The sequence below is a fragment of the Pseudomonas sp. R4-39-08 genome (assembly GCF_003852275.1).
Taxonomy (GTDB): Bacteria; Pseudomonadota; Gammaproteobacteria; order Pseudomonadales; family Pseudomonadaceae; genus Aquipseudomonas.
On record NZ_CP027733.1, the window covers coordinates 5284230 to 5305692 of the forward strand.

Below are 21463 nucleotides of genomic sequence, written 5' to 3' on the forward strand. Positions count from 1 at the left end.
AGTGTCATGCATTCAACGGCACCGTGACGCTCAGGGTGGTGCCCTCCCCCAGCTCACTGACCAGGGACAACTGCCCGCCCATGATCAGCACCCGCTCACGCATGCCGACCAGGCCGAACGATACCGGCCGCCCTTGGGCCTGCACGAAGCCGATACCATCATCGCTGATAGTCAGCCGCAGGTCTGGGCCGTCCACCTCCAGCGTGAGTTCTACAGTATGCGCCTGGGCATGGCGCATCACATTGGTCAGGGCCTCCTGCAGAATGCGAAACAGGCCGATGGCCTTGGCATCGCTCAGCACCGGCACGTTTTCCGGGACTTTGACCAGGCAGGGAATCTGCGTGCGCGCTTCGAAACGTCGCGCCTGCCATTCGATGGCCGAAGCAATGCCGGCGTCGAGAATCGGCGGGCGCAGCGCGGTTGCCACATCCCGCACCAGTTGGAAGAGCTGCGCGATCAGGCGCTTCATACTGTTCAAGCGCTCGTTGAGGCCCGGGTCGAGCTGTGCATAGGCCAATTCGCACATCGAGGTTTCCAGCTTGAGCACGGTGAGCATCTGCCCGAGTTCGTCGTGAACCTCGCGGGCGATACGCGCCTTTTCTTCTTCGCGCACCGTTTCCAGGTGGGCTGACAATTCGCGCAACTGCGCCTCGCTTTGCAGCAAGGCGGCCACATAGCGGCGGCGCTCGGTGACGTCCGTCAGGTACACCACCAGATACTCGCCGTCGGCAAAGCGCAGAAAGCTCAAGGACACATCGGCGGGCAGGATGCTGCCGTCAGCGCGCAGGCAATCGGTGGCGAAGGTCTGGGCGCCGTCCTCGCTGGCACGCGCGCGCTTCCACAGGTTGAGCCAGCGGTCCATGCTCAAGGCCGGGTCAAGATCGATCAGCGGCCGTTCGATCAACGCGCCAGGGCCATAGCCGAGCATGCTTTCGGCGGCGCGGTTGGCGTACCGCACATGGCTGTCCCAATTGACCCACAGGATGCCGACCGTACTTTGATCGATGGAAAACTGCGTCAGCCGCAAGGCTTCGGCACCGGCGGCACGTGCTGCGCTTTCGTCCCGCGCCGCCAGCAGGGCGTGCTCCAGACTGCGCTGCTGGCGGCGCTGCCAGAGCACTGCCGCGAGGCTGGCGAGCAGCAACAGGCCCAGCAATACGCTGAGGTTTTTCCACAAGCCCATTGATTCGGAAAAACGCGGGTACTGGGGTTGCAGCCAGCGGTTGTGCAACTGGTCGAGGTCGCGGGCGGGTATTGCCCGCAAGGCACTTTGCATGATGCCCGCCAGTTCCGGCCACTCATGCCGCGTGGCCACCCGCAGCAACTGCGGCAGGCCGATATCGCCGACCACCGCCAGCCCGGCAAACTCCGCCTCGCCGGCCAACCGGCTCAGTTGCGCCTCATCCACCACCGCATAGCGCGCCTGCCGGCTCACCAGTAACTGCAGGGCCTGGCGTTCCATGGGCACGCCTTGCAGGTTGAGGTTGGGATACGTACTGCGCAGGTAGTCGGCCACCGCGCTGGGCATGCGCACAGCGATGCGCGAGTGTGTGTCGAGTTTTTCCAGCTCCACCGCGCCGCCGCCTTCGCGAATGCCGACGATATGCTGGGGCACCCGCATATACGGGTCGCTGAACATCCACAGGCGCAAGCCGGCCGGGGTTTGCTGCAGGCCGGGTGCGATATCCACCTCGCCGTCACGCACGGCAGCTTCCAACTGCTCCAGATCGGGAAAGTTACGCCAGGTCAGCTCAATGCCCAACGCTTTGGCCAGCCACTGCATCAACTCGACATTGGCCCCGGACAAGCGCTGTAGCCGTCGGTCGTATTGTGCGTAAGGCGCCTGCAGTACCAAGCCCACGCGCAATTGCGGGTGCAGCGCCAGCCATTCGCGCTGCTGCGCATTCAGTTGCGCCTGGGGTGTGGCAGGTGCCGGCGCGGCGTTCGCCATCAAGGCAACCCACAGACAGCCGATAACCAGCAGGAAGCGAAAACCCATGATCCACGTCTCACATCACTGACAAATACTGATCAACCCATTAGGCTGCTGGAATCATTTCTGGCCGGGATTTAACGATGCCACCTCGAAACCGTTCGGCACTGCCAGCATTGTGCCTGTCGCTGCTATTTACCAGCGCCTTTTCTGTTCAGGCCGCCGACGCGCCAGCGCCCGCCGCCGAAACACCCGTCGAGCGCCAGCCCTTGGTCGAGCGCAGCCAGGCAGAAGCCAGCGCCCTCGAACGCCAGGTCGCGCAACAGGAACAACAACAATTGCAGGCCGGCAGCGATACGTTCCTGGCCCTGTGGAAGCCTGCCAACAGCGCCGAACCCCAGGGCGTGGTGATTATCGTGCCAGGCGCCGGCGAAAATGCTGACTGGCCGCAAGCAATCGGTCCGCTGCGCAGTAAATTGCCGAACGCTGCCTGGGGCACCCTCAGCCTGTCATTGCCGGACGTCAATCTGGACACCCTGCCGCCACGCGTCATCGAACCGCCCAAAGCGGCGGTCGACACCAGCAGCAAAGACGGCAGCACGGTCGCCAAGCCCGTCGAACAGGCCGCCAGCGCAGAAGCCGAAGGCACTGACCCGGCGGTGGTACCGGGCGCGGATGAACAGGACAAGACCGATGCCAAACGCATCTTCGACCGGATCGACGCCGCCGTCGCGTTCGCCCAGACCCAGGGCGCCCGCAGTGTGGTATTGCTCGGTCATGGCACCGGCGCATGGTGGGCCGCGCGTTATCTGAGCGAGAAACAGCCTGCCCAGGTACAGAAGCTGGTGATGGTGGCCGGAAAGACACCCGCCGCGCGTCAACCGGACCTGCAGCAATTGGCACCGGCGTTGAAAATCCCTACGGCGGATGTGTTCTATCAAGACGGCGCCCAGGATGGCAAAAATGCATTGGCACGTGCCCAGGCGGCCAAACGCGGCAAAAATGAGGGCTACAAGCAGGTGCAGCTCAAGGCCTTGCCCGGCAACAGCGCCGCCGAGCAGGAACAGCTGTACCGGCGCGTTCGCGGCTGGTTGAGCCCGCAGGCCAGCAAAGACTGAACACAGTGTCCGCCATTGCCAAAAAACAATGTGGGAGGGGGCTTGCTCCCGATAGCAGTGTGTCAGTCAGTACATTTGATACTGATACACCGCTATCGGGAGCAAGCCCCCTCCCACATTGGATCGGTGTCAGGGCAATCGCCTCAGCGAAAGTCCCGCCGCTCGCGAATTAACGTATAGGCGTTATGCAGCTCACGAGTTCGCTCGGTCGCCTCGCGCACCTGCGCGGGGCTGGCGCCACTGCCGGCGATCTTGTCCGGGTGGTGGCGGCTGAGCAGGCGGCGATAGGCCCGCTTGATCACCGAAGGCTCGGCGGTGGCCGTCACCCCCAGAAGCCGCAACGCGTCCTGATAAGCCCCGCTACGATTGATCAACGGCTTGCGCGCCGGTGTGTAATCGGACGCCAGGGCCCGGACCTGTTGCGGCGTCCAGCCCAGCCATTTGCCCCACAGCTCGATCAGGTCGCGCTCGGCATCATCCGCCCGGCCGTCCGCCCAGGCCATGCGCCAGCAGGCCCGTAAAACACCCTCGGCGGCATGGGGTTGCGCCTTGAGCACGCGCAGATAACTGCGCACCCGGTCGCTGCCGGATTTGCCACGGTTAAACGCCAGGATGGCTCGGCGCTGGGCCGACTCGGTCATCTCCAGGGCGCGCATTTCCTGGCGCGCCTGCTGGATATGCCCGTCCACGATCCGGCCGTTACTTTTGGCCAGGCGCCCCAGCAGAACGAACAACAACTCGTCGTTGCGCAACGCGGGGCGCCCGCCAAGACGTTCGCGCAACTGCGCCCAGCTGTGCAACTGCAGGCGCCGGTCCAGCGCCTGTCCCAGCAATGCACCCAACAAAGCCCCCGGAATACTGGCAATCGCAAAGCCAGCCCCGGCGCCGATCAGCGTCCCTGGCCACAACATCCTACGGCCTCGCTGTCAGCAAGGTCTCGACCTGCGCCAGACGCTCAAGCGTTCCGACATCAACCCAGCGTCCCTTCATGTGTTCACCCGTTACCAGACCTTTGTCCATCGCCGCCCGCAACAGCGGCGCCAGCTTGAAGGCACCCGCACTGCAGCCCGCGAACAACTGGGGGTCGAGCACGGAAATGCCACTGAAGGTCAGGTTATCGGCACCGGGCGCCGCATCATGAAGCAACCCGTCGCTCAAGTAGAAGTCGCCACCGGAGGGGTGATGCGCCGGGTTGTCGACCATCACCAGATGGGCCAGTCCCTGGAGCGGTCGCTTCAACTGGCTGAAGTCGTAGTCGGTCCAGATATCACCGTTGACCACCAGAAACGGCGCATCCCCCAGCAACGGCAACGCCTTGAAGATCCCACCGCCGGTTTCCAGCGGCTCGCCTTCGGCCGAATAGCGGATACGCAGGCCGAATTGGGCACCGTCGCCCAAGTAGCTTTCGATCTGTTCGCCGAGCCAGGCATGGTTGATCACGATCTCGGTGAAGCCGGCCTTGGCCAGCGCTTCAAGGTGATATTCGATCAGCCGCTTGCCGCCCGCCTGCACCAGCGGCTTGGGCGTATGCAGCGTCAGCGGGCGCATGCGCTCACCCTTGCCGGCCGCCAGGATCATCGCTTTCATACGCAGGCCTCGGCCGGTTGGCGCAGGCTGGCGAGCAGCTCGCCCAGGTCACTCAACTCCGGTCGGTCGGCGAGCACCGCTTCTATATAGGCAAAGAAGCGCGGCACATCCGCCAGGTAGCGTGGCTTGCCATCACGGTGGCAAATCCGCGAGAAGATACCGATGACCTTGAGGTGACGCTGCACGCCCATCAGGTCGCTGGCGCGCAGGAATTCTTCAAACTCGGCCTGCACGGGGATCCCCAACTGCCCGGCGCGCTCCCAATAGCCACGCTGCCACTCCCGCACGCGAGCCTGGGGCCAACTGAGGAAGGCGTCCTTGAACAGGCAGGTAATGTCGTAGGTCACCGGGCCGTAGACCGCGTCCTGGAAATCCAGCACGCCGGGGCTGGGCTCGCTGATCATCAGGTTGCGCGGCATATAGTCGCGGTGTACCAGCACTTTGGGCTGCGCCAGGGCGCTGTCGATCAGCTGTTCGCTGGCGCGCTGCCAGAGGGCCTGTTGCTGAGCATCCAGCTCGATACCCAAGTGCCGGCGTATGTACCATTCAGGAAACAATTCGAGCTCGCGGCGCAGCAACGCCACGTCATAGCTGGGCAACGGCGCGTCCATCGGCAACTGCTGGAACGCCAGCAACGCATCGATGGCGTCGGCAAACAATTGATCGGCGTTTTGTTCGTCAATCACGTCCAGGTAGGTGTTTCGGCCCAGGTCATTGAGCAAAAGAAAGCCACGCGGCAAATCTTCTGCATAAATTTTTGGCACATTAATTCCCGATTTCGCGAGCAAATGCGCGATATCGACGAAAGGTTTGCAGTTTTCCTGGGGCGGTGGCGCATCCATCACGACGAATGTATGCGCCCCACCCTCCCAGCGGAAGTAACGCCTGAAACTCGCGTCGCTGCTGGCCGCAGTCAATGTGGCTGGGGGTACGGCGCCCCAGTCCTGGGCGTTGAAGAGGATCGGCAACTGCTCATCCAGCCAGACTTCCAGCTGTTGTAAACGTAGATCGTGCTCGGGCATTACAAGGGTCTCCGACGGCGCTAGCCGTCAAGCGGGGCATGCTTTATTATCACGCATCTTTTTCAGACCATCGAGAGGCGTGCGGCCCAAACCGCGGGCAGATGGCACGCAGGAAGCCCGGACTAATAAGATGGCATTGAAATCCCCCGCGTTTCGTAGAAAATTTCCGTTGCTGGTAACCGGCAGTCTGCTGGCCTTGCAACCCTTCGCCACCTCATTCGTGGTCGCCGCGGAACAGTATGACTGCTCAGTCTCTGCTTCGGGTGCCTGGGACTGCGCGCCGAAAACCGCCGCCGCCCCATTGCCACCGCGCCCGGTGCATGACGGCTCTGCCGTCAGCTCGGCCAACAGCACGCCGCAAGGCGAGGCTGGCGGCAGCGTCGACGCCGAGCCCAAGACCATGCTGGTCACCGAAGCCAAGGGCCGTGGGCTGCGTTCGCGCAGCAAAGACTACAGCCACCTGGACTGGGTGCCTCGCGAGAAGCTGACCGCAGCGCAGCTGGCCGAAACCGGCCCTTACTGCGGCGGCGCCTACATCGAGCCGACTCGTCCTGGCATGAACGACAAGACGGACAAGAGCGATGCGCCGACCTTCATCGGTGCCAAGGCCTCTCGTTACGAGCAGGAACAGCAGGTTGCCACACTGGCCGGTGACGTCGTCATGCGCCAGGGCAGCATGCAGCTGGAATCCGAGGAAGCCAGCCTGTATCAAGCCGAGAACCGTGGCGAGCTGAACGGCAACGTGCGCCTGCGCGACAACGGCGCCCTGATCGTGGGCGACCATGCCCAGGTCCAGCTCGATACCGGCGCCGCCCAGATCGACAACGCCGAATACGTGATGCACAAGTCGCGTATCCGCGGTAACGCGCTCTACGCCAAGCGTGCCGAGAACGCGATCATCCGTCTCAAGGACGGTACGTACACCACCTGCGAGCCGGACAGCAACGCCTGGCAGCTCAAGGGCAACAACATCACGTTGAACCCGGCCACCGGTTTCGGTACGGCCACCAACGCGACGTTGCGGGTCAAGAACATCCCGATCCTGTACACCCCTTACATCTATTTCCCGATTGACGACCGTCGTCAGTCCGGCTTCCTGCCGCCGAGCTTCAGCACCGGCAGTGAAACTGGCTTTACGCTGGTGACGCCGTACTACTTCAACCTGGCACCGAACTACGACGCCACGTTGTACCCGCAATACATGACCAAGCGCGGCATGTTGATGGAAGGCGAATTCCGCTACCTCACCAAGTCCAGCGAAGGGCAGTTTGGTGGGGCGTACCTCAACGACGACAACGACGAGCGAAAGAACCAGACCGATTACGAAAAAACCCGCTATATGCTCAATTGGCAGCATAAGGGTGGGTTGGATTCGCGTCTGACGTCGCAGGTGGATTACACCCGGATCAGCGATCCTTACTACTTCCAGGATTTGAGGTCGTATGAGGAAGGCGTTGAAAGCCAGGATGCTCTGAACCAGCAGGGTTCCCTGACGTATCGAGGCGACTCTTATCAGGCCCGCTTGAATGTCCAGTCCTATCAATTGGCGACGATCACTCAGATCACACCCTATGATCGGTTGCCGCAGCTCACCCTGAATGGCCAATTACCATTTCATCCGGGTGGCCTGGACTTCAGCTATGAAACTGAAGCCGTTCGCTTTGATCGGGATCTGGAGAACGGTAACTTTACCGATGAAAACGGACTGGTCACGCGTCGACTCGATACCAACGTTACCGGCCTGACCCGTGCAAACGGGACGCGCCTGAACCTGGCGCCGGCTGTTTCGTATCCGATGAACTGGTCTTACGGCTTCTTGACGCCGAAGTTGAAGTACGTTTACACCAAGTACGATCTTGATCTTGATAGTACTGGCAAGTCGCAATTGCCGGCTGGCCAGCCATTTGAGAGTTCGCAAGATCGCGCCGTCCCTATCGCGAGTGTCGACGGCGGCCTGTACTTCGACCGTAAAACCAATTGGTTCGGCAAGGACTACAACCAGACCCTCGAACCTCGTGCGTTCTACCTTTACGTACCGAATAAAGACCAAACCGAGATCCCTGTTTTCGATACCAGCGAAAACTCGTTCAGCTACTCTTCGCTGTTCCGTGATAACCGCTTCAGCGGCTCCGACCGCATCGGTGACGAAAACAAACTGTCCTTTGGCCTTACCAGCCGCTGGATCGAAGAAAATGGTTTCGAACGCCAACGTGCTTCCATTGGCCAGGCGGTGTACTTCAAGGATCGTGAAGTTCAATTGCCAGGCATCGACGCCAAAACGCGTGATGACGCGCACTCGAACGTTTCGCCAATTGCGCTGGAATACGAGTTCCGCTTCAACCGCGACTGGCGCGCCACGGCCGATTACAACTGGGACACCGAAAGCCATAGCCCTCGTTCCGGCAGCGCGATGTTCCACTACCAGCCGGAAGACAACCCGAACAAGGTCGTTAACCTCGGCTACCGCTATCGCAATGACCAGGTTGTCTACAACCAGCTGACCGGCAAATGGCAGTTTGGTGGCGACTTCGGCCAGGAAGGTGATCCGAACTTCGTGAAGGATTACTACAAAATCCAGCAACACGACTTCTCGATGATGTGGCCGATCATTCCGCAGTGGAACCTGATCACTCGCTGGCAGTATGACTATGCCCGCAACCGTACCCTGGAAGCCTTTGGTGGTTTCGAGTACGACAACTGCTGCTGGAAGCTTCGTGTCATCAACCGTTACTGGGTTTCCAACGACGAATACACGCAGATCGCCCCTCAGAACGAAAAGGGTGACCACGGGCTCTTCTTCCAGATCGTCCTCAAAGGACTCGGCGGCCTGACCGGCGCCAAGGTAGAGAGCTTCCTCGACAAAGGCATTGAAGGTTATCGTGAACGTGAAGACAAAGCTTTCTGAGTGCTTGCGCCCGCTCGTGCTGGGCGCGCTGTTCCTGGGTGCCGCCTCGGCGCATGCCGCGGTGCAACAGCTGGATAAAGTCGCAGCCATCGTCGATAACGACGTGATCATGCAGAGCCAACTGGACCAACGGGTCAAGGAAGTTCAGCAAACCATCGCCAAGCGTGGCGGTGGTGTGCCGCCGACCAGCGTCCTGGAGCCCCAGGTGCTGGAACGCCTGATCGTGGAAAACCTGCAACTGCAGATCGGCGAGCGCTCCGGCATTCGTATTTCCGACGAAGAGCTGAATCAGGCCGTCGGCACCATCGCTCAACGCAACAATATGAGCATCGATCAGTTCCGCGCGGCCCTGGCCCACGACGGCCTGTCCTATGAGGACGCACGTGACCAGATCAAGCGTGAAATGATCATCAGCCGTGTACGTCAGCGTCGCGTCGCGGAGCGGGTTCAGGTGTCGGAGCAGGAAGTGAAGAACTTCCTGGCCTCGGACCTGGGCAAGATGCAGCTCTCCGAAGAGCTGCACCTGGCCAATATCCTGATCCCGACGCCCGACAGCGCCAACGCCGAGCAGCTCAATGCGGCCGCAGCCAAAACCCAGGCTATCTATGATCGCCTCAAGGCCGGCGCTGATTTCGCCCAAATGGCGATTGCCCAGTCCGGCAGCGACAACGCGCTCGACGGTGGTGACATGGGCTGGCGTAAAGCCGCTCAACTACCACCGCCGTTCGACCGCGAGCTGAGTGCGATGAACGTGGGTGACATTACCCAACCGGCACGTACTCCGGGCGGTTTCATCATCCTCAAGCTGCTGGCCAAGCGCGGCGGCGAGACCTCGCTGAAAGACGAAGTGCACGTTCGTCACATTCTGGTCAAACCAAGCGAAATCCGTACCGAGGCACAAACCAAGGAACTGGCCCAGAAGATCTATGACCGCATCGAAAGCGGTGAAGACTTCGCCACCCTGGCCAAGAGCTTTTCGGAAGACCCGGGTTCTGCCCTCAACGGCGGCGACCTGAACTGGATCGACCCGAAAGCCCTGGTGCCCGAGTTCCAGCAGGTGATGGCCGATACTCCGCAAGGCGTACTGTCCAAGCCGTTCAAGACCCAATACGGCTGGCATGTGCTGGAAGTCCTTGGCCGTCGCGCCACCGACAACACCAACCAGGCCCGCGAACAGCAAGCCCTGACCGTACTGCGTAACCGCAAGTACGACGAAGAGCTGCAAACCTGGTTGCGTCAGATCCGTGACGAAGCCTACGTAGAAAACAAGCTGCCAGGCGCCGAGCAAACAGGCACCGACCAGGCAACCCAGTGAAACCCCAGCGTTTCGCGGTAACACCCGGCGAGCCGGCCGGCATTGGTCCAGACCTGTGCCTGCTGCTCGCCTCGCAACTCCAGCCATACCCCCTGATTGCCATTACCAGCCGCGACCTGCTCCTCGAGCGGGCCGCGCTACTGGGTGTGGCTGTCAATCTGCTGAGCGTCGCACCGGGCAACTGGCCCGACCTGCCGGCGCCGGCGGGCAGCCTGTATGTGTGGGACACGCCCCTGCAAGCCAAAGTCATCGCCGGGCAACTGAACAAGGCCAATGCGGCCTTCGTGCTGGAAACCCTGACCCGCGCCGGCCAAGGCTGCATCGACGGCGACTTCGCCGGCATGATCACCGCGCCCGTCCATAAAGGCGTGATCAACGAATCCGGGATCGCCTTTTCCGGCCATACCGAATTCCTGGCCGAACTCACACACACCGAACAAGTCGTGATGATGCTGGCCACCCGGGGTCTTCGCGTCGCGCTGGTCACCACGCACCTGCCGCTGCGCGACATCGCCGACGCCATCACCGCCGAGCGCATAGAACGCGTCACACGCATCCTGCACGCCGACCTGCAACACAAGTTCGGCATTGCCCAACCGCGTATCCTGGTCTGTGGGCTCAACCCCCACGCCGGTGAAGGCGGGCATTTGGGCCGTGAAGAAATCGACATCATTGAACCGACATTAGAGCGTCTGCGCCAAGAAGGCATGGACCTGCGTGGCCCATTGCCTGCCGACACTCTGTTTACCCCCAAATATCTGGAGCACTGCGACGCAGTGCTGGCGATGTACCATGACCAGGGGCTGCCCGTGCTGAAATACAAAGGCTTCGGCGCCGCAGTCAACGTGACACTGGGCCTGCCGATCATCCGCACCTCCGTCGACCATGGCACTGCCCTGGACCTGGCAGGCAGCGGCAAGATCGATACCGGCAGCCTGCACGTGGCCCTGGAAACCGCCTATCAGATGGCCGAGACCCGTATATGACTGAGCATTACCAACACCGGGCGCGCAAGCGCTTCGGGCAAAACTTCCTGCACGACGCTGGCGTAATTGACCGCATCCTGCGCTCCATCCACGCCAAGCCTGAAGACCGCCTGCTGGAAATCGGCCCAGGCCAGGGCGCATTGACCCAGGGCCTGCTGGCCAGCGGCGGCCAACTGGACGTGGTTGAGCTGGACAAGGACCTGATCCCGATTCTCAACCAGCAGTTTGCCGACAAGCCCAACTTCAATCTGCATCAGGGCGATGCGCTGAAGTTCGACTTCAACACGCTCAACGCTGCGCCCAGCAGCCTGCGTGTGGTCGGTAACCTGCCGTACAACATCTCCACTCCGCTGATTTTCCACCTGCTGAACAACGCCGGGATCATCCGCGACATGCACTTCATGCTGCAAAAAGAAGTGGTGGAGCGCCTGGCCGCCGGGCCGGGTGGTGGTGATTGGGGCCGGCTGTCAATCATGGTCCAGTACCATTGCCGCGTCGAACATCTGTTCAACGTCGGCCCGGGCGCATTCAACCCGCCGCCGAAGGTCGACTCGGCCATCGTGCGCCTGGTGCCCCATGCCGTGCTGCCGCACCCGGCCAAGGACCACAAATTGCTTGAGCGCGTCGTGCGTGAAGCGTTCAACCAACGCCGCAAGACCCTGCGCAACACGCTCAAGGCGCTGTTGAGCAACGCCGAAATCGAAGCGGCCGGCGTCGACGGCAGCCTGCGCCCCGAGCAACTGGACCTGGCCGCGTTCGTGCGCCTGGCCGACCAGCTGGCGATTCAGCCTGCTCCGACAGAAGGGTAAGGTTCAACGCGATCCAATGTGGGAGGGGGCTTGCTCCCGATAGGGGAGTATCAGTGGATAAATTTCAACTGACACACCGCTATCGGGAGCAAGCCCCCTCCCACATTTGGATCACATATCTGGCCTAATGCCCACCTCTTGGCCTAGACTGGCCCGCATCAGCTGTCCTGCGCATCTGCTTTTAAGGCCTCTTGCATGTCCGATCCTCGCTACCAGATCGACGTCAGCGTCGTTACCCGCTTCCTGGCGGACCAATCCCAACCTGAACACAACCGCTTTGCCTTTGCCTACACCATCACGGTGAAAAACAACGGGCTGGTGCCGGCCAAGCTGCTGTCGCGCCATTGGGTGATCACCGACGGTGATGGTCAGGTCGAAGAAGTACGCGGCGCGGGTGTTGTCGGCCAGCAACCGTTGATCGACATCGGCGCCAGCCATACCTACAGCAGCGGCACGGTGATGACCTCCAAAGTCGGCACCATGCAAGGCACCTATCAAATGAAAGCGACCGACGGCAAGCTGTTTGACGCGATCATCAAGCCATTCCGCCTCGCCGTACCCGGAGCCCTGCACTGATGGCAACGTATGCGGTCGGTGACCTGCAAGGCTGCCTGGAGCCCCTCAAGTGCCTGCTCGAACGCGTCACGTTCGACCCGGCAACCGATCGCCTGTGGCTGGTCGGCGATCTGGTCAACCGTGGTCCGCAGTCCTTGGAAACCTTGCGCTACCTCTATAACCTGCGCGATTCGCTGGTCTGCGTGCTGGGTAACCATGATCTGCACCTGCTCGCGGCCGGTCATAACATCGAGCGCCTGAAAAAAGGCGACACGCTGCGGGAAATCCTCGAAGCGCCGGACCGGGCCGAGTTGCTGGAATGGGTGCGCCGACAAAAGCTCATGCATTACGACGAGGCCCGCAACATCGCCATGGTCCATGCTGGCATCCCACCGCAATGGACGTTGAAAAAAGCCTTGAAGTGCGCAGCCGAAGTCGAAAGCGCCCTGGGCGATGACAACCTCTACACCGCCTACCTCGACGGCATGTATGGCAACGAGCCGATGAAGTGGGACAGCGACCTCAGCGGCGTTGCCCGCCTGAGGGTGATCACCAACTACTTCACGCGCATGCGCTTCTGCACGGCCGAGGGCCGACTGGACCTCAAGAGCAAGGAAGGCGCCGATACCGCGCTGCCTGGCTATAAACCCTGGTTTGCGCACAAGGAACGCAAAACCCGTGACACGAAAATCATCTTCGGTCATTGGGCCGCCCTAGAAGGCAAATGCGAAGAACCCGGCGTGTTCGCCCTCGACACCGGCTGCGTGTGGGGTGGTGCCATGACCCTGATGAACATCGACACCGGCGAGCGCATCAGTTGCCAGTGTGAATCCCCCGTATCCAATACACAGACGGCCGCCGCCAAGCCCTAGGAGCCCGCCATGACAGAATTCAAACGTATTCCCCCCGAACAAGCCCAAGCCCTGCGCGAACAAGGCGCTGTGGTCGTCGATATCCGTGACCAGCCTACGTATGCCGCTGCGCACATTGCCGGCGCCCAGCATCTGGACAACGTCAACATCGCCGACTTCATCCGCGCCGCCGACCTCGACGCGCCGCTGATCGTTGCGTGCTACCACGGCAACTCCAGCCAGAGCGCAGCGGCCTATCTGGTCAGCCAGGGTTTCTCCGACGTCTACAGCCTGGACGGCGGCTTTGAGCTGTGGCGTGCGACCTATCCTGCGGAAATATCTTCAGGCGATTCGCAATAATTTTTTTCACACCCCGCTACCCCGCGTGACGCTTGGGCTTGCGCCGTTTCTGACGAACGGCGCGGCCAAACTAATTGCGCATCTCGCCTTGACCTCCCCGATTCCGAACTATCCTTAAGCGCAGGCCATCCAAATCAGGGGAGAGCCGGTACACCGGCGTGCGGGTCATCGGTAGCGTTTCAGGGTGTTCTGGGGGGAAAACAGCTATTGGCGAACGTCAATGACTGCCAGCATCGACTGATTGATCCGGCGTCGGCTCCACGTATCGAGCGAGGTGACGACGTCATGAGTATCTTTAGCCACTTCCAACAACGTTTCGCGTCCACACAGGAGGAGGAACTCACGCTTCAAGAGTACCTCGAACTGTGCAAACAGGATCGCAGTACCTATGCGTCTGCCGCCGAACGCCTGCTGCTGGCAATCGGCGAGCCGCAGTTGGTGGAAACCGCCAACAACTCGCGGCTGTCGCGAATATTCTCCAACAAGGTGATCCGCCGCTATCCGGCCTTTGAAGACTTCCACGGCATGGAGGAATGCATCGACCAGATCGTCTCCTACTTCCGCCATGCTGCCCAAGGCCTGGAGGAAAAGAAACAGATCCTCTACCTGCTCGGCCCCGTCGGCGGTGGCAAGTCGTCCCTGGCCGAAAAACTCAAGCAACTGATCGAAAAGGTGCCCTTCTACGCGATCAAGGGCTCGCCGGTGTTCGAGTCGCCCCTGGGCCTGTTCAACGCCACCGAAGATGGCGCGATCCTCGAAGAAGACTTCGGCATCCCTCGGCGCTACCTCAATACCATTATGTCGCCCTGGGCCACCAAGCGCCTGTCCGAGTTTGGCGGTGATATCAGCCAGTTCCGCGTGGTCAAGCTCTACCCGTCGATCCTCAACCAGATCGGCGTCGCCAAGACTGAACCGGGCGACGAGAACAACCAGGACATCTCCGCACTGGTGGGCAAGGTCGATATCCGCAAACTGGAAGAATTCCCACAGAACGACGCCGATGCCTACAGCTACTCGGGCGCACTGTGCCGGGCCAACCAGGGCCTGATGGAATTCGTGGAGATGTTCAAGGCGCCGATCAAGGTGCTGCACCCACTGCTCACGGCCACCCAGGAAGGTAACTACAACAGTACCGAAGGCCTGGGCGCGATTCCGTTCACCGGGATCCTGCTGGCTCACTCCAACGAATCGGAGTGGCACACCTTCCGCAACAACAAGAACAACGAAGCCTTCATCGACCGTATCTACATCGTCAAGGTGCCTTACTGCCTGCGGGTCAGCGATGAAATCAAGATCTACGACAAACTGCTGTTCAACAGTTCCCTGGCCAAGGCGCATTGCGCACCCGACACCCTGAAGATGCTCGCCCAGTTCACCGTGCTGTCGCGCCTCAAGGAGCCGGAGAACTCGAATATCTACTCGAAAATGCGCGTGTACGATGGGGAAAACCTCAAGGACACCGATCCCAAGGCCAAGTCGATTCAGGAATACCGCGACACGGCGGGCGTCGATGAAGGCATGAACGGCCTGTCGACGCGCTTCGCGTTCAAGATCCTCTCCAAGGTCTTCAACTTCGACCCTCACGAGATCGCCGCCAACCCAGTGCATCTGCTGTACGTGCTGGAGCAGCAGATCGAACAGGAACAATTCCAGGCCGAAACCCGCGAGCGCTATCTGCGCTTCCTCAAGGAATACCTGGCGCCGCGCTACATCGAATTCATCGGCAAGGAAATCCAGACCGCTTACCTGGAATCCTACAGCGAGTACGGCCAGAACATCTTCGACCGCTACGTGCTGTACGCCGACTTCTGGATTCAGGACCAGGAATACCGCGACCCGGAAACCGGCGAAATCCTCAACCGCGTGGCACTCAACGAGGAGCTGGAAAAAATCGAGAAACCCGCCGGCATCAGCAATCCGAAGGATTTCCGCAACGAAATCGTCAACTTCGTGCTGCGCGCCCGCGCCAACAACAACGGCAAGAACCCAACCTGGCTCAGCTACGAGAAGCTGCGGGTGGTGATCGAGAAGAAAATGTTCTCCAACACCGAGGATCTGCTGCCGGTTATCAGCTTCAACGCCAAGGCGAGCAAGGAGGATCAGCAGAAACACAACGACTTCGTCACACGAATGGTCGAGCGCGGCTACACCGACAAACAGGTACGACTGCTCTCCGAGTGGTACCTGCGGGTGCGCAAATCGCAGTAAGGCAGCGACAGGCGGCCACTGCCAGGCATCCGACCTGGCAGTCGACCGCTTGTCCCTAAGCTTCCAGCTCGCGGCTTGAAGCTTGTAACGTGAAGCTGCCCGGAGGGCTCCCCATGAGCTATGTGATCGACCGACGCCTCAATGGCAAGAACAAGAGCACGGTAAACCGCCAGCGTTTCCTGCGGCGTTACCGTGACCACATCAAAAAGGCCGTTGAAGAGGCCGTCAGCCGCCGCTCCATCACCGACATGGAACATGGCGAACAAATCAGCATTCCCGGACGGGACATCGACGAACCCGTGCTGCACCACGGCCGGGGCGGTAAGCAAACCGTGGTGCATCCAGGCAACAAGGAGTTCACCACGGGTGACCACATCCAGCGCCCGCAGGGTGGCGGTGGGGGCAAGGGCGCGGGCAAGGCCGGTAACTCCGGCGAGGGCATGGACGAGTTCGTGTTCCAGATCACCCAGGAAGAATTTCTTGAATTCATGTTCGAGGATCTGGAGTTGCCCAACCTGGTCAAACGCAACCTGACCGGCACCGACACGTTCAAAACCGTGCGTGCGGGTATCAGCAACGAAGGCAACCCGTCCCGTATCAACATCATCCGCACGCTGCGCTCAGCCCACGCGCGGCGTATCGCCCTGTCGGGGAGCAGCCGTGCAAAACTGAAGCAGGCCAAGGAAGAGCTGGAGCGCCTGAGGCGCGAAGAACCGGACAACTTCGGCGATATCCAGGAAATAGAGGCAGAAATCGAGAAGCTCAGCGCGCGTATTCATCGCGTGCCGTTCCTCGATACCTTTGACTTGAAATACAACCTGCTGGTCAAGCAGCCCAACCCGAGCTCCAAGGCCGTGATGTTCTGCCTGATGGACGTGTCCGGCTCCATGACCCAGGCTACCAAGGATATCGCCAAGCGCTTCTTTATCTTGCTGTACCTGTTCCTGAAGCGGAACTACGACAAGATCGAGGTGGTGTTCATCCGCCATCACACCAGCGCCCGGGAAGTGGACGAAGAGGAGTTCTTCTACTCCCGCGAAACCGGCGGCACCATCGTCTCCAGCGCCCTGAAGCTGATGCAGGAAATCATGGCCGAGCGCTACCCGGTCAATGAGTGGAATATCTACGCGGCCCAGGCGTCCGACGGGGACAACTGGAACGATGACTCGCCGATCTGCCGCGACATCCTGATCAACCAGATCATGCCTTTCGTGCAGTACTACACCTACGTCGAAATTACCCCCCGTGAGCACCAGGCGCTATGGTTCGAATACGAGCGCATCGGCGAAGCCTTTGCCGATACGTTCGCCCAACAGCAACTGGTCTCGGCCGGCGATATCTATCCGGTCTTCCGTGAACTCTTCCAGCGCAGGTTAGTGTCATGACCGCCAAAAAAGAGCATAAGCGCCAACCTATTTCCACCGGGTCCGAGTGGACCTTTGAACTGATCCAGGCCTATGACCGGGAAATCAGCCGCATCGCGGCGGGTTATGCCCTGGACACTTACCCCAATCAGATCGAAGTGATCACCGCCGAACAGATGATGGACGCCTACGCCTCCGTCGGTATGCCGCTGGGCTATCACCATTGGTCCTACGGCAAACACTTTCTCAGCACCGAAAAGTCCTACACCCGCGGCCAGATGGGCCTGGCCTACGAGATCGTGATCAACTCCGACCCGTGCATCGCTTACCTGATGGAAGAAAACACCATCTGCATGCAGGCGTTGGTGGTGGCTCACGCATGCTACGGGCATAACAGCTTTTTCAAGGGCAACTACCTGTTCCGCACCTGGACCGATGCCAGTTCAATCATCGATTACCTGGTGTTCGCCAAGCAGTACATCATGCAATGCGAGGAGCGCCACGGCATCGACGCGGTGGAAGACCTGCTCGACTCCTGCCACGCGTTGATGAACTACGGCGTTGACCGTTACAAACGCCCCTATCCGATTTCGGCCGAAGAAGAACGCCTGCGTCAGAAGGAACGTGAGGAGCACTTGCAGAAACAGATCAACGATCTGTGGCGCACCATTCCAAAGCGCGCCGGCAAGAACAGCGACAAGGACAATGCACGCTTCCCCGCCGAACCTCAGGAAAACATCCTGTATTTTCTGGAAAAACATGCGCCACTGCTGGAGCCCTGGCAACGCGAAATCGTGCGCATCGTGCGCAAGATCGCCCAGTACTTTTATCCACAGCGCCAGACCCAGGTGATGAACGAGGGCTGGGCGACGTTCTGGCACTACACGCTGATGAACGACCTATACGACGAAGGCCTGGTCACCGACGGGTTCATGATGGAATTCCTCACCTCCCACACCAGTGTGGTGTTCCAGCCCGGTTTCGATAGCCCGTACTACAACGGCATCAATCCCTATGCGCTGGGCTTTGCGATGTATCGGGATATCCGGCGCATGTGCGAACACCCCACCGAGGAGGACCGCCGCTGGTTCCCGGAAATCGCCGGTAGCGACTGGCTCTCCACCATCAAGTTCGCCATGAGCAGTTTCAAGGACGAGAGCTTCATCCTGCAGTACCTGTCCCCCCAGGTGATTCGCGACCTCAAACTGTTCAGCATCATGGATGACGACCTCAAGGACGACCTGGTAGTGCCCGCTATTCATGACGAACCCGGCTACCGGACTATCCGCGAGACCCTGGCGGCGCAATACAACCTGGGCAACCGCGAGCCCAACGTACAGATCTACAGCATCGACGTGCGGGGTGACCGCTCGCTGACCTTGCGTCACCAGCAGCACGACCGCAAACCCTTGGGCGAATCCACCGAGGAGGTGCTCAAGCACCTGCACCGGCTGTGGGGCTTCGATATCCACCTGGAAACCCTGCAGGGCGACCAGGTGGTGAAAACCCACCATGTTCCACCGCGCAGCGATCATAACGACACCGACTACGGCCGCCTGGACCTGGCCGTCGTGCATCTCTGAAACGGCAAAGCCTCCATTGGCCCGGCACAGACGGTATCCTGTGCCGCTAATGGAGGCTTTTTCATGAAAATCTACAAAGTCGGCGGTGCCGTGCGTGATCGCCTGCTGGGCATCGAGGTCACCGATATCGATCGCGTCGTCGTTGGCGCCACCATCGAAGAGATGCAGGCCAAAGGCTTCAAGCCAGTCGGCGCTGACTTCCCCGTGTTCCTGGACCCGAAAAACGGCGATGAATACGCCCTCGCCCGCACCGAGCGCAAAAGTGGCAGGGGCTACGGCGGCTTCGTGTTTCACGCCAGCCCCGACGTCACGCTGGAAGAAGACCTGGTTCGTCGCGACCTGACCATCAATGCCATGGCCGAAGATGATGAGGGCAATCTGACCGACCCCTACCACGGCCAACGCGACCTGGACGCACGCGTTTTACGTCACGTTTCGCCCGCGTTCGCCGAAGATCCCCTGCGAGTGCTGCGGGTTGCGCGGTTTGCCGCTCGCTATGCGCACCTCGGATTCAGCGTGGCTCCCGAAACCCTGGCACTGATGCGTCAGCTCAGCGAATCCGGCGAGCTGGAAGCGCTGACGCCAGAGCGCAGCTGGAAGGAGATTTCCCGGGCGTTGATGGAAGACCAGCCCCAGGTGTTTATCCAAGTGCTGCGTGACTGCCATGCGCTGAAAACCCTGATGCCGGAAGTGGATGCGCTGTTTGGCGTACCGCAGCCCGAAGCCCATCATCCCGAGATCGACACCGGCGTGCACACCCTGAGCGTGCTGGAACAGGCTGCAGTGCACAAACAACCGCTGACCGTGCGTTGGGCCTGCCTGCTGCACGATCTGGGCAAAGGTCTGACGCCTGTGGATAAGTTGCCGCAGCACATTGCCCACGAACACCGGGGCTTGAAGCTGATCAAGGCAGTTAATGAACGTTTCAAAGTGCCAAAGGATTGCCAGGAACTGGCGCTGCTGGTGGGCCAATATCACACCCACGGGCATCGCGCCCTGGAGCTGAAGGCGTCGACGCTATTGGAGTTGCTGCAAAGTTTTGACGTCTACCGTCGACCGCAACGCTTCGAGGAATTCGTGGTCGCCTGCGAGATGGATGCGCGGGGCCGCAAGGGTCTTGAACAGCGCAGTTATCCACAGGCGGATTATTTGCGGGGGGCGGCGAAGGCTGCGCGCGAGGTGGCGGTGGCGCCCTTGCTGGAAAAAGGCTTCAAAGGCCCGGAGCTGGGCGAGGCGCTCAAGCGTGAACGGCTTAACGCACTCAAAGCCTACAAGGAACGCCAAAGTTCACTGTAAAAACCTGAGAGCGCTGCGTTATCGTTCACGCTCTTCGCGAGCAAACTCGGCGCCTACAGAAGCACGTCTGCCGTGAGTTGCTGGCCCTGCCACTCAAACGCCACAGGCGCGAGCACCTGATCGATCTGCGCATCGCGCCACAGCGCAGCCATGGTCTTGCCCGCTTCAGGATGCACCCGATCCGGTGCCATCATCGACAGCGGCCACAACACGAAAGCGTTTTTCAGGATCTCTGCCCGCGGCAGGATCAACCCGTCGAAATTACCCACCAGGTCGCCATACAGCAGCACGTCGATATCCAGGGGCAGCCCCTTACGATCTGGCGCATAGCGGCCGTTGTCGGCCTCGATGGATTTCAACCGACGGTCCAGCTCTATCAACGACAGGTCGGTCCAGGCCGACACCACCAGATTGAAGAACGGCCCGCTCTTGATACCCACCGGCTGGCTTTCGAACACCGCCGAACAGCGCATGTCCGTCAAAAAGCTCGCCAGCGCATCGAGTCCCGCACGTAAATTGAGCTCGCGCTCGATATTACTGCCCAGGCCAAGGTAAACCTGAGTCAGCGACATCCGCGCTCGATCTCCACGCCCACGCCTTTGGCCGCTGGGACGGCACCTGGCTTGGTCAATTTGAGGTGCAGCCAGGGAATCTGGAATTCACTCATCAACACTTCGGCCAGGCGTTCGGCGAAGGTTTCCACCAATTGGTAGTGGGATTGCTCGGCAAAGGCCTGGATACGCGCGGACACGCTGGCATAATCCAGTGCCAGGGCCAGGTCGTCACCGGCGGCGGCCGGACGGTTATCCCAGGCAAAGCTCAGGTCCAGGCGCAGGCATTGACGGATTCCGCGCTCCCAGTCGTAGGCGCCGATCACGGTGTCGACTTCCAGGCCTTCGATAAACACTCTGTCCAAGCACTCTTCTCCGCAGCACGACAAGGGCGCGATGCCCCGTTAGAATCAGGGCGTCCTCGCCCGGAATAGTTAGCATGTTTTGGTCACTGGCGATTCTCGCCTACCTGCTCGGCTCGCTGTCCTTTGCCATTTTGCTCAGCCGCCTGACGGGAAATCCCGATCCGCGAATGAGTGGCTCAGGCAATGCCGGTGCCACCAATATGTTGCGCCTGGCCGGCAAGAAACTCGCCGTGCTGACGCTGCTGGGCGACATCTGCAAGGGCCTGCTGCCCGTACTGCTCGCCAGCCTCGTCGGCCTTACCCTGCAACAGCAGGCCTGGGTGGGCGTATGCGCCGTCCTGGGCCATCTGTTTCCCCTGTACTTCCGCTTTCGCGGCGGCAAAGGCGTCGCCACGGCGGCCGGCATGCTGCTGGGGATCTACCCGCCGGCAGCCTTGCTGGCGGTACTCGCCTGGCTGCTGACGTTCTACCTGACCCGCACCAGTTCGTTGGCTGCGCTGATCGCCACACCGCTCACCCTGCCGTTACTGGCCTGGCAAGCACCGGCGGCGCTGCTGCCGATGAGCGTGCTGACACTGCTGATCGTCTGGCGCCACCGCGGCAATCTACGCGACCTGTTTGCCGGGCGCGAACGGCATTTCTAACGGGCGTCCAG

19 protein-coding genes are annotated in these 21463 nt (G+C 60.7%); 13 read left to right on the forward strand and 6 right to left on the reverse strand.

Translation table 11 applies throughout. From position 1 onward, the window contains the following. Positions 1-4 precede the first annotated feature (4 nt). Complete coding sequence (locus C4J88_RS24515; RefSeq protein ID WP_124408328.1) at positions 5-1999, reverse strand: histidine kinase; 1995 nt, start codon at positions 1997-1999, stop codon at positions 5-7. Between the two features lie 77 nt (positions 2000-2076). Between C4J88_RS24515 and C4J88_RS24520 the strand changes: the two genes are divergently transcribed. Beyond that, positions 2077-3051: an alpha/beta hydrolase family protein gene (locus tag C4J88_RS24520; protein WP_124408329.1), complete on the forward strand. Its 975-nt coding sequence runs from the start codon at positions 2077-2079 to the stop codon at positions 3049-3051. A 143-nt stretch (positions 3052-3194) separates the two neighbouring features. Here C4J88_RS24520 and C4J88_RS24525 read toward each other — a convergent pair whose 3' ends face one another. The 3 genes from C4J88_RS24525 to C4J88_RS24535 are packed head-to-tail and all read right to left on the reverse strand — an operon-like array spanning position 3195 to position 5660. Continuing rightward, positions 3195-3962, reverse strand: a complete 768-nt coding sequence (locus tag C4J88_RS24525) for a TerB family tellurite resistance protein (RefSeq protein ID WP_124408330.1) — start codon at positions 3960-3962, stop codon at positions 3195-3197. A gap of 1 nt (position 3963) precedes the next feature. Beyond that, a complete protein-coding gene (murU, locus tag C4J88_RS24530; RefSeq protein ID WP_124408331.1) occupies positions 3964-4638 on the reverse strand; it encodes an N-acetylmuramate alpha-1-phosphate uridylyltransferase MurU in 675 nt (224 codons plus the stop codon). Then, complete coding sequence (locus C4J88_RS24535) at positions 4635-5660, reverse strand: aminoglycoside phosphotransferase family protein (RefSeq protein WP_124408332.1); 1026 nt, start codon at positions 5658-5660, stop codon at positions 4635-4637. The genes murU and C4J88_RS24535 overlap by 4 nt, the downstream gene beginning before the upstream one ends. 130 nt (positions 5661-5790) lie before the next feature. Here C4J88_RS24535 and C4J88_RS24540 point away from each other — a divergent pair, with 130 nt between their 5' ends. The 11 genes from C4J88_RS24540 (at position 5791) to C4J88_RS24590 (ending at position 19892) form a co-directional block, all read left to right on the forward strand. Continuing rightward, complete coding sequence (locus tag C4J88_RS24540; protein ID WP_124368556.1) at positions 5791-8565, forward strand: LPS-assembly protein LptD; 2775 nt, start codon at positions 5791-5793, stop codon at positions 8563-8565. Beyond that, a complete protein-coding gene (locus C4J88_RS24545; RefSeq protein WP_124365212.1) occupies positions 8546-9880 on the forward strand; it encodes a peptidylprolyl isomerase in 1335 nt (444 codons plus the stop codon). The genes C4J88_RS24540 and C4J88_RS24545 overlap by 20 nt, the downstream gene beginning before the upstream one ends. Next, positions 9877-10866: a 4-hydroxythreonine-4-phosphate dehydrogenase PdxA gene (gene pdxA / locus C4J88_RS24550; RefSeq protein ID WP_124408333.1), complete on the forward strand. Its 990-nt coding sequence runs from the start codon at positions 9877-9879 to the stop codon at positions 10864-10866. Before C4J88_RS24545 ends, pdxA begins: the two co-directional genes overlap by 4 nt. Then, a complete protein-coding gene (rsmA, locus tag C4J88_RS24555) occupies positions 10863-11675 on the forward strand; it encodes a 16S rRNA (adenine(1518)-N(6)/adenine(1519)-N(6))-dimethyltransferase RsmA (RefSeq protein WP_124368558.1) in 813 nt (270 codons plus the stop codon). The genes pdxA and rsmA overlap by 4 nt, the downstream gene beginning before the upstream one ends. Before the next feature lie 195 nt (positions 11676-11870). Beyond that, entirely contained in the window at positions 11871-12251 is a 381-nt protein-coding gene (gene apaG / locus C4J88_RS24560) for a Co2+/Mg2+ efflux protein ApaG (RefSeq protein WP_124364650.1), read from the forward strand. Beyond that, positions 12251-13102 carry a symmetrical bis(5'-nucleosyl)-tetraphosphatase gene (locus C4J88_RS24565; RefSeq protein WP_124405441.1) on the forward strand — a complete coding sequence of 284 codons (852 nt, stop codon included), beginning with the start codon at positions 12251-12253 and terminating at the stop codon, positions 13100-13102. Before apaG ends, C4J88_RS24565 begins: the two co-directional genes overlap by 1 nt. Positions 13103-13111: 9 nt before the next feature. After that, complete coding sequence (gene glpE, locus C4J88_RS24570) at positions 13112-13441, forward strand: thiosulfate sulfurtransferase GlpE (protein WP_124364652.1); 330 nt, start codon at positions 13112-13114, stop codon at positions 13439-13441. Between the two features lie 285 nt (positions 13442-13726). Further along, complete coding sequence (locus C4J88_RS24575; RefSeq protein ID WP_124368560.1) at positions 13727-15649, forward strand: PrkA family serine protein kinase; 1923 nt, start codon at positions 13727-13729, stop codon at positions 15647-15649. Between the two features lie 113 nt (positions 15650-15762). After that, on the forward strand, positions 15763-17034 hold the full coding sequence (locus C4J88_RS24580; RefSeq protein ID WP_124368561.1) for a YeaH/YhbH family protein: 1272 nt from the start codon (positions 15763-15765) through the stop codon (positions 17032-17034). Next, on the forward strand, positions 17031-18596 hold the full coding sequence (locus C4J88_RS24585) for a SpoVR family protein (protein WP_124364655.1): 1566 nt from the start codon (positions 17031-17033) through the stop codon (positions 18594-18596). Before C4J88_RS24580 ends, C4J88_RS24585 begins: the two co-directional genes overlap by 4 nt. Before the next feature lie 63 nt (positions 18597-18659). Beyond that, positions 18660-19892 (forward strand): multifunctional CCA addition/repair protein, encoded by a 1233-nt coding sequence (locus tag C4J88_RS24590; protein WP_124408334.1) that lies wholly within the window; start codon positions 18660-18662, stop codon positions 19890-19892. A 53-nt stretch (positions 19893-19945) separates the two neighbouring features. On the opposite strand, the gene folK is transcribed toward C4J88_RS24590, so the two are convergent. Together folK and folB are read right to left on the reverse strand one after the other, a co-directional pair. Next, on the reverse strand, positions 19946-20464 hold the full coding sequence (folK, locus tag C4J88_RS24595; RefSeq protein WP_124408335.1) for a 2-amino-4-hydroxy-6-hydroxymethyldihydropteridine diphosphokinase: 519 nt from the start codon (positions 20462-20464) through the stop codon (positions 19946-19948). Beyond that, complete coding sequence (gene folB, locus C4J88_RS24600; protein ID WP_124368564.1) at positions 20455-20808, reverse strand: dihydroneopterin aldolase; 354 nt, start codon at positions 20806-20808, stop codon at positions 20455-20457. Before folB ends, folK begins: the two co-directional genes overlap by 10 nt. 74 nt (positions 20809-20882) lie before the next feature. Here folB and plsY point away from each other — a divergent pair, with 74 nt between their 5' ends. After that, on the forward strand, positions 20883-21452 hold the full coding sequence (gene plsY, locus C4J88_RS24605; protein WP_124372051.1) for a glycerol-3-phosphate 1-O-acyltransferase PlsY: 570 nt from the start codon (positions 20883-20885) through the stop codon (positions 21450-21452). Positions 21453-21463 lie beyond the last annotated feature (11 nt).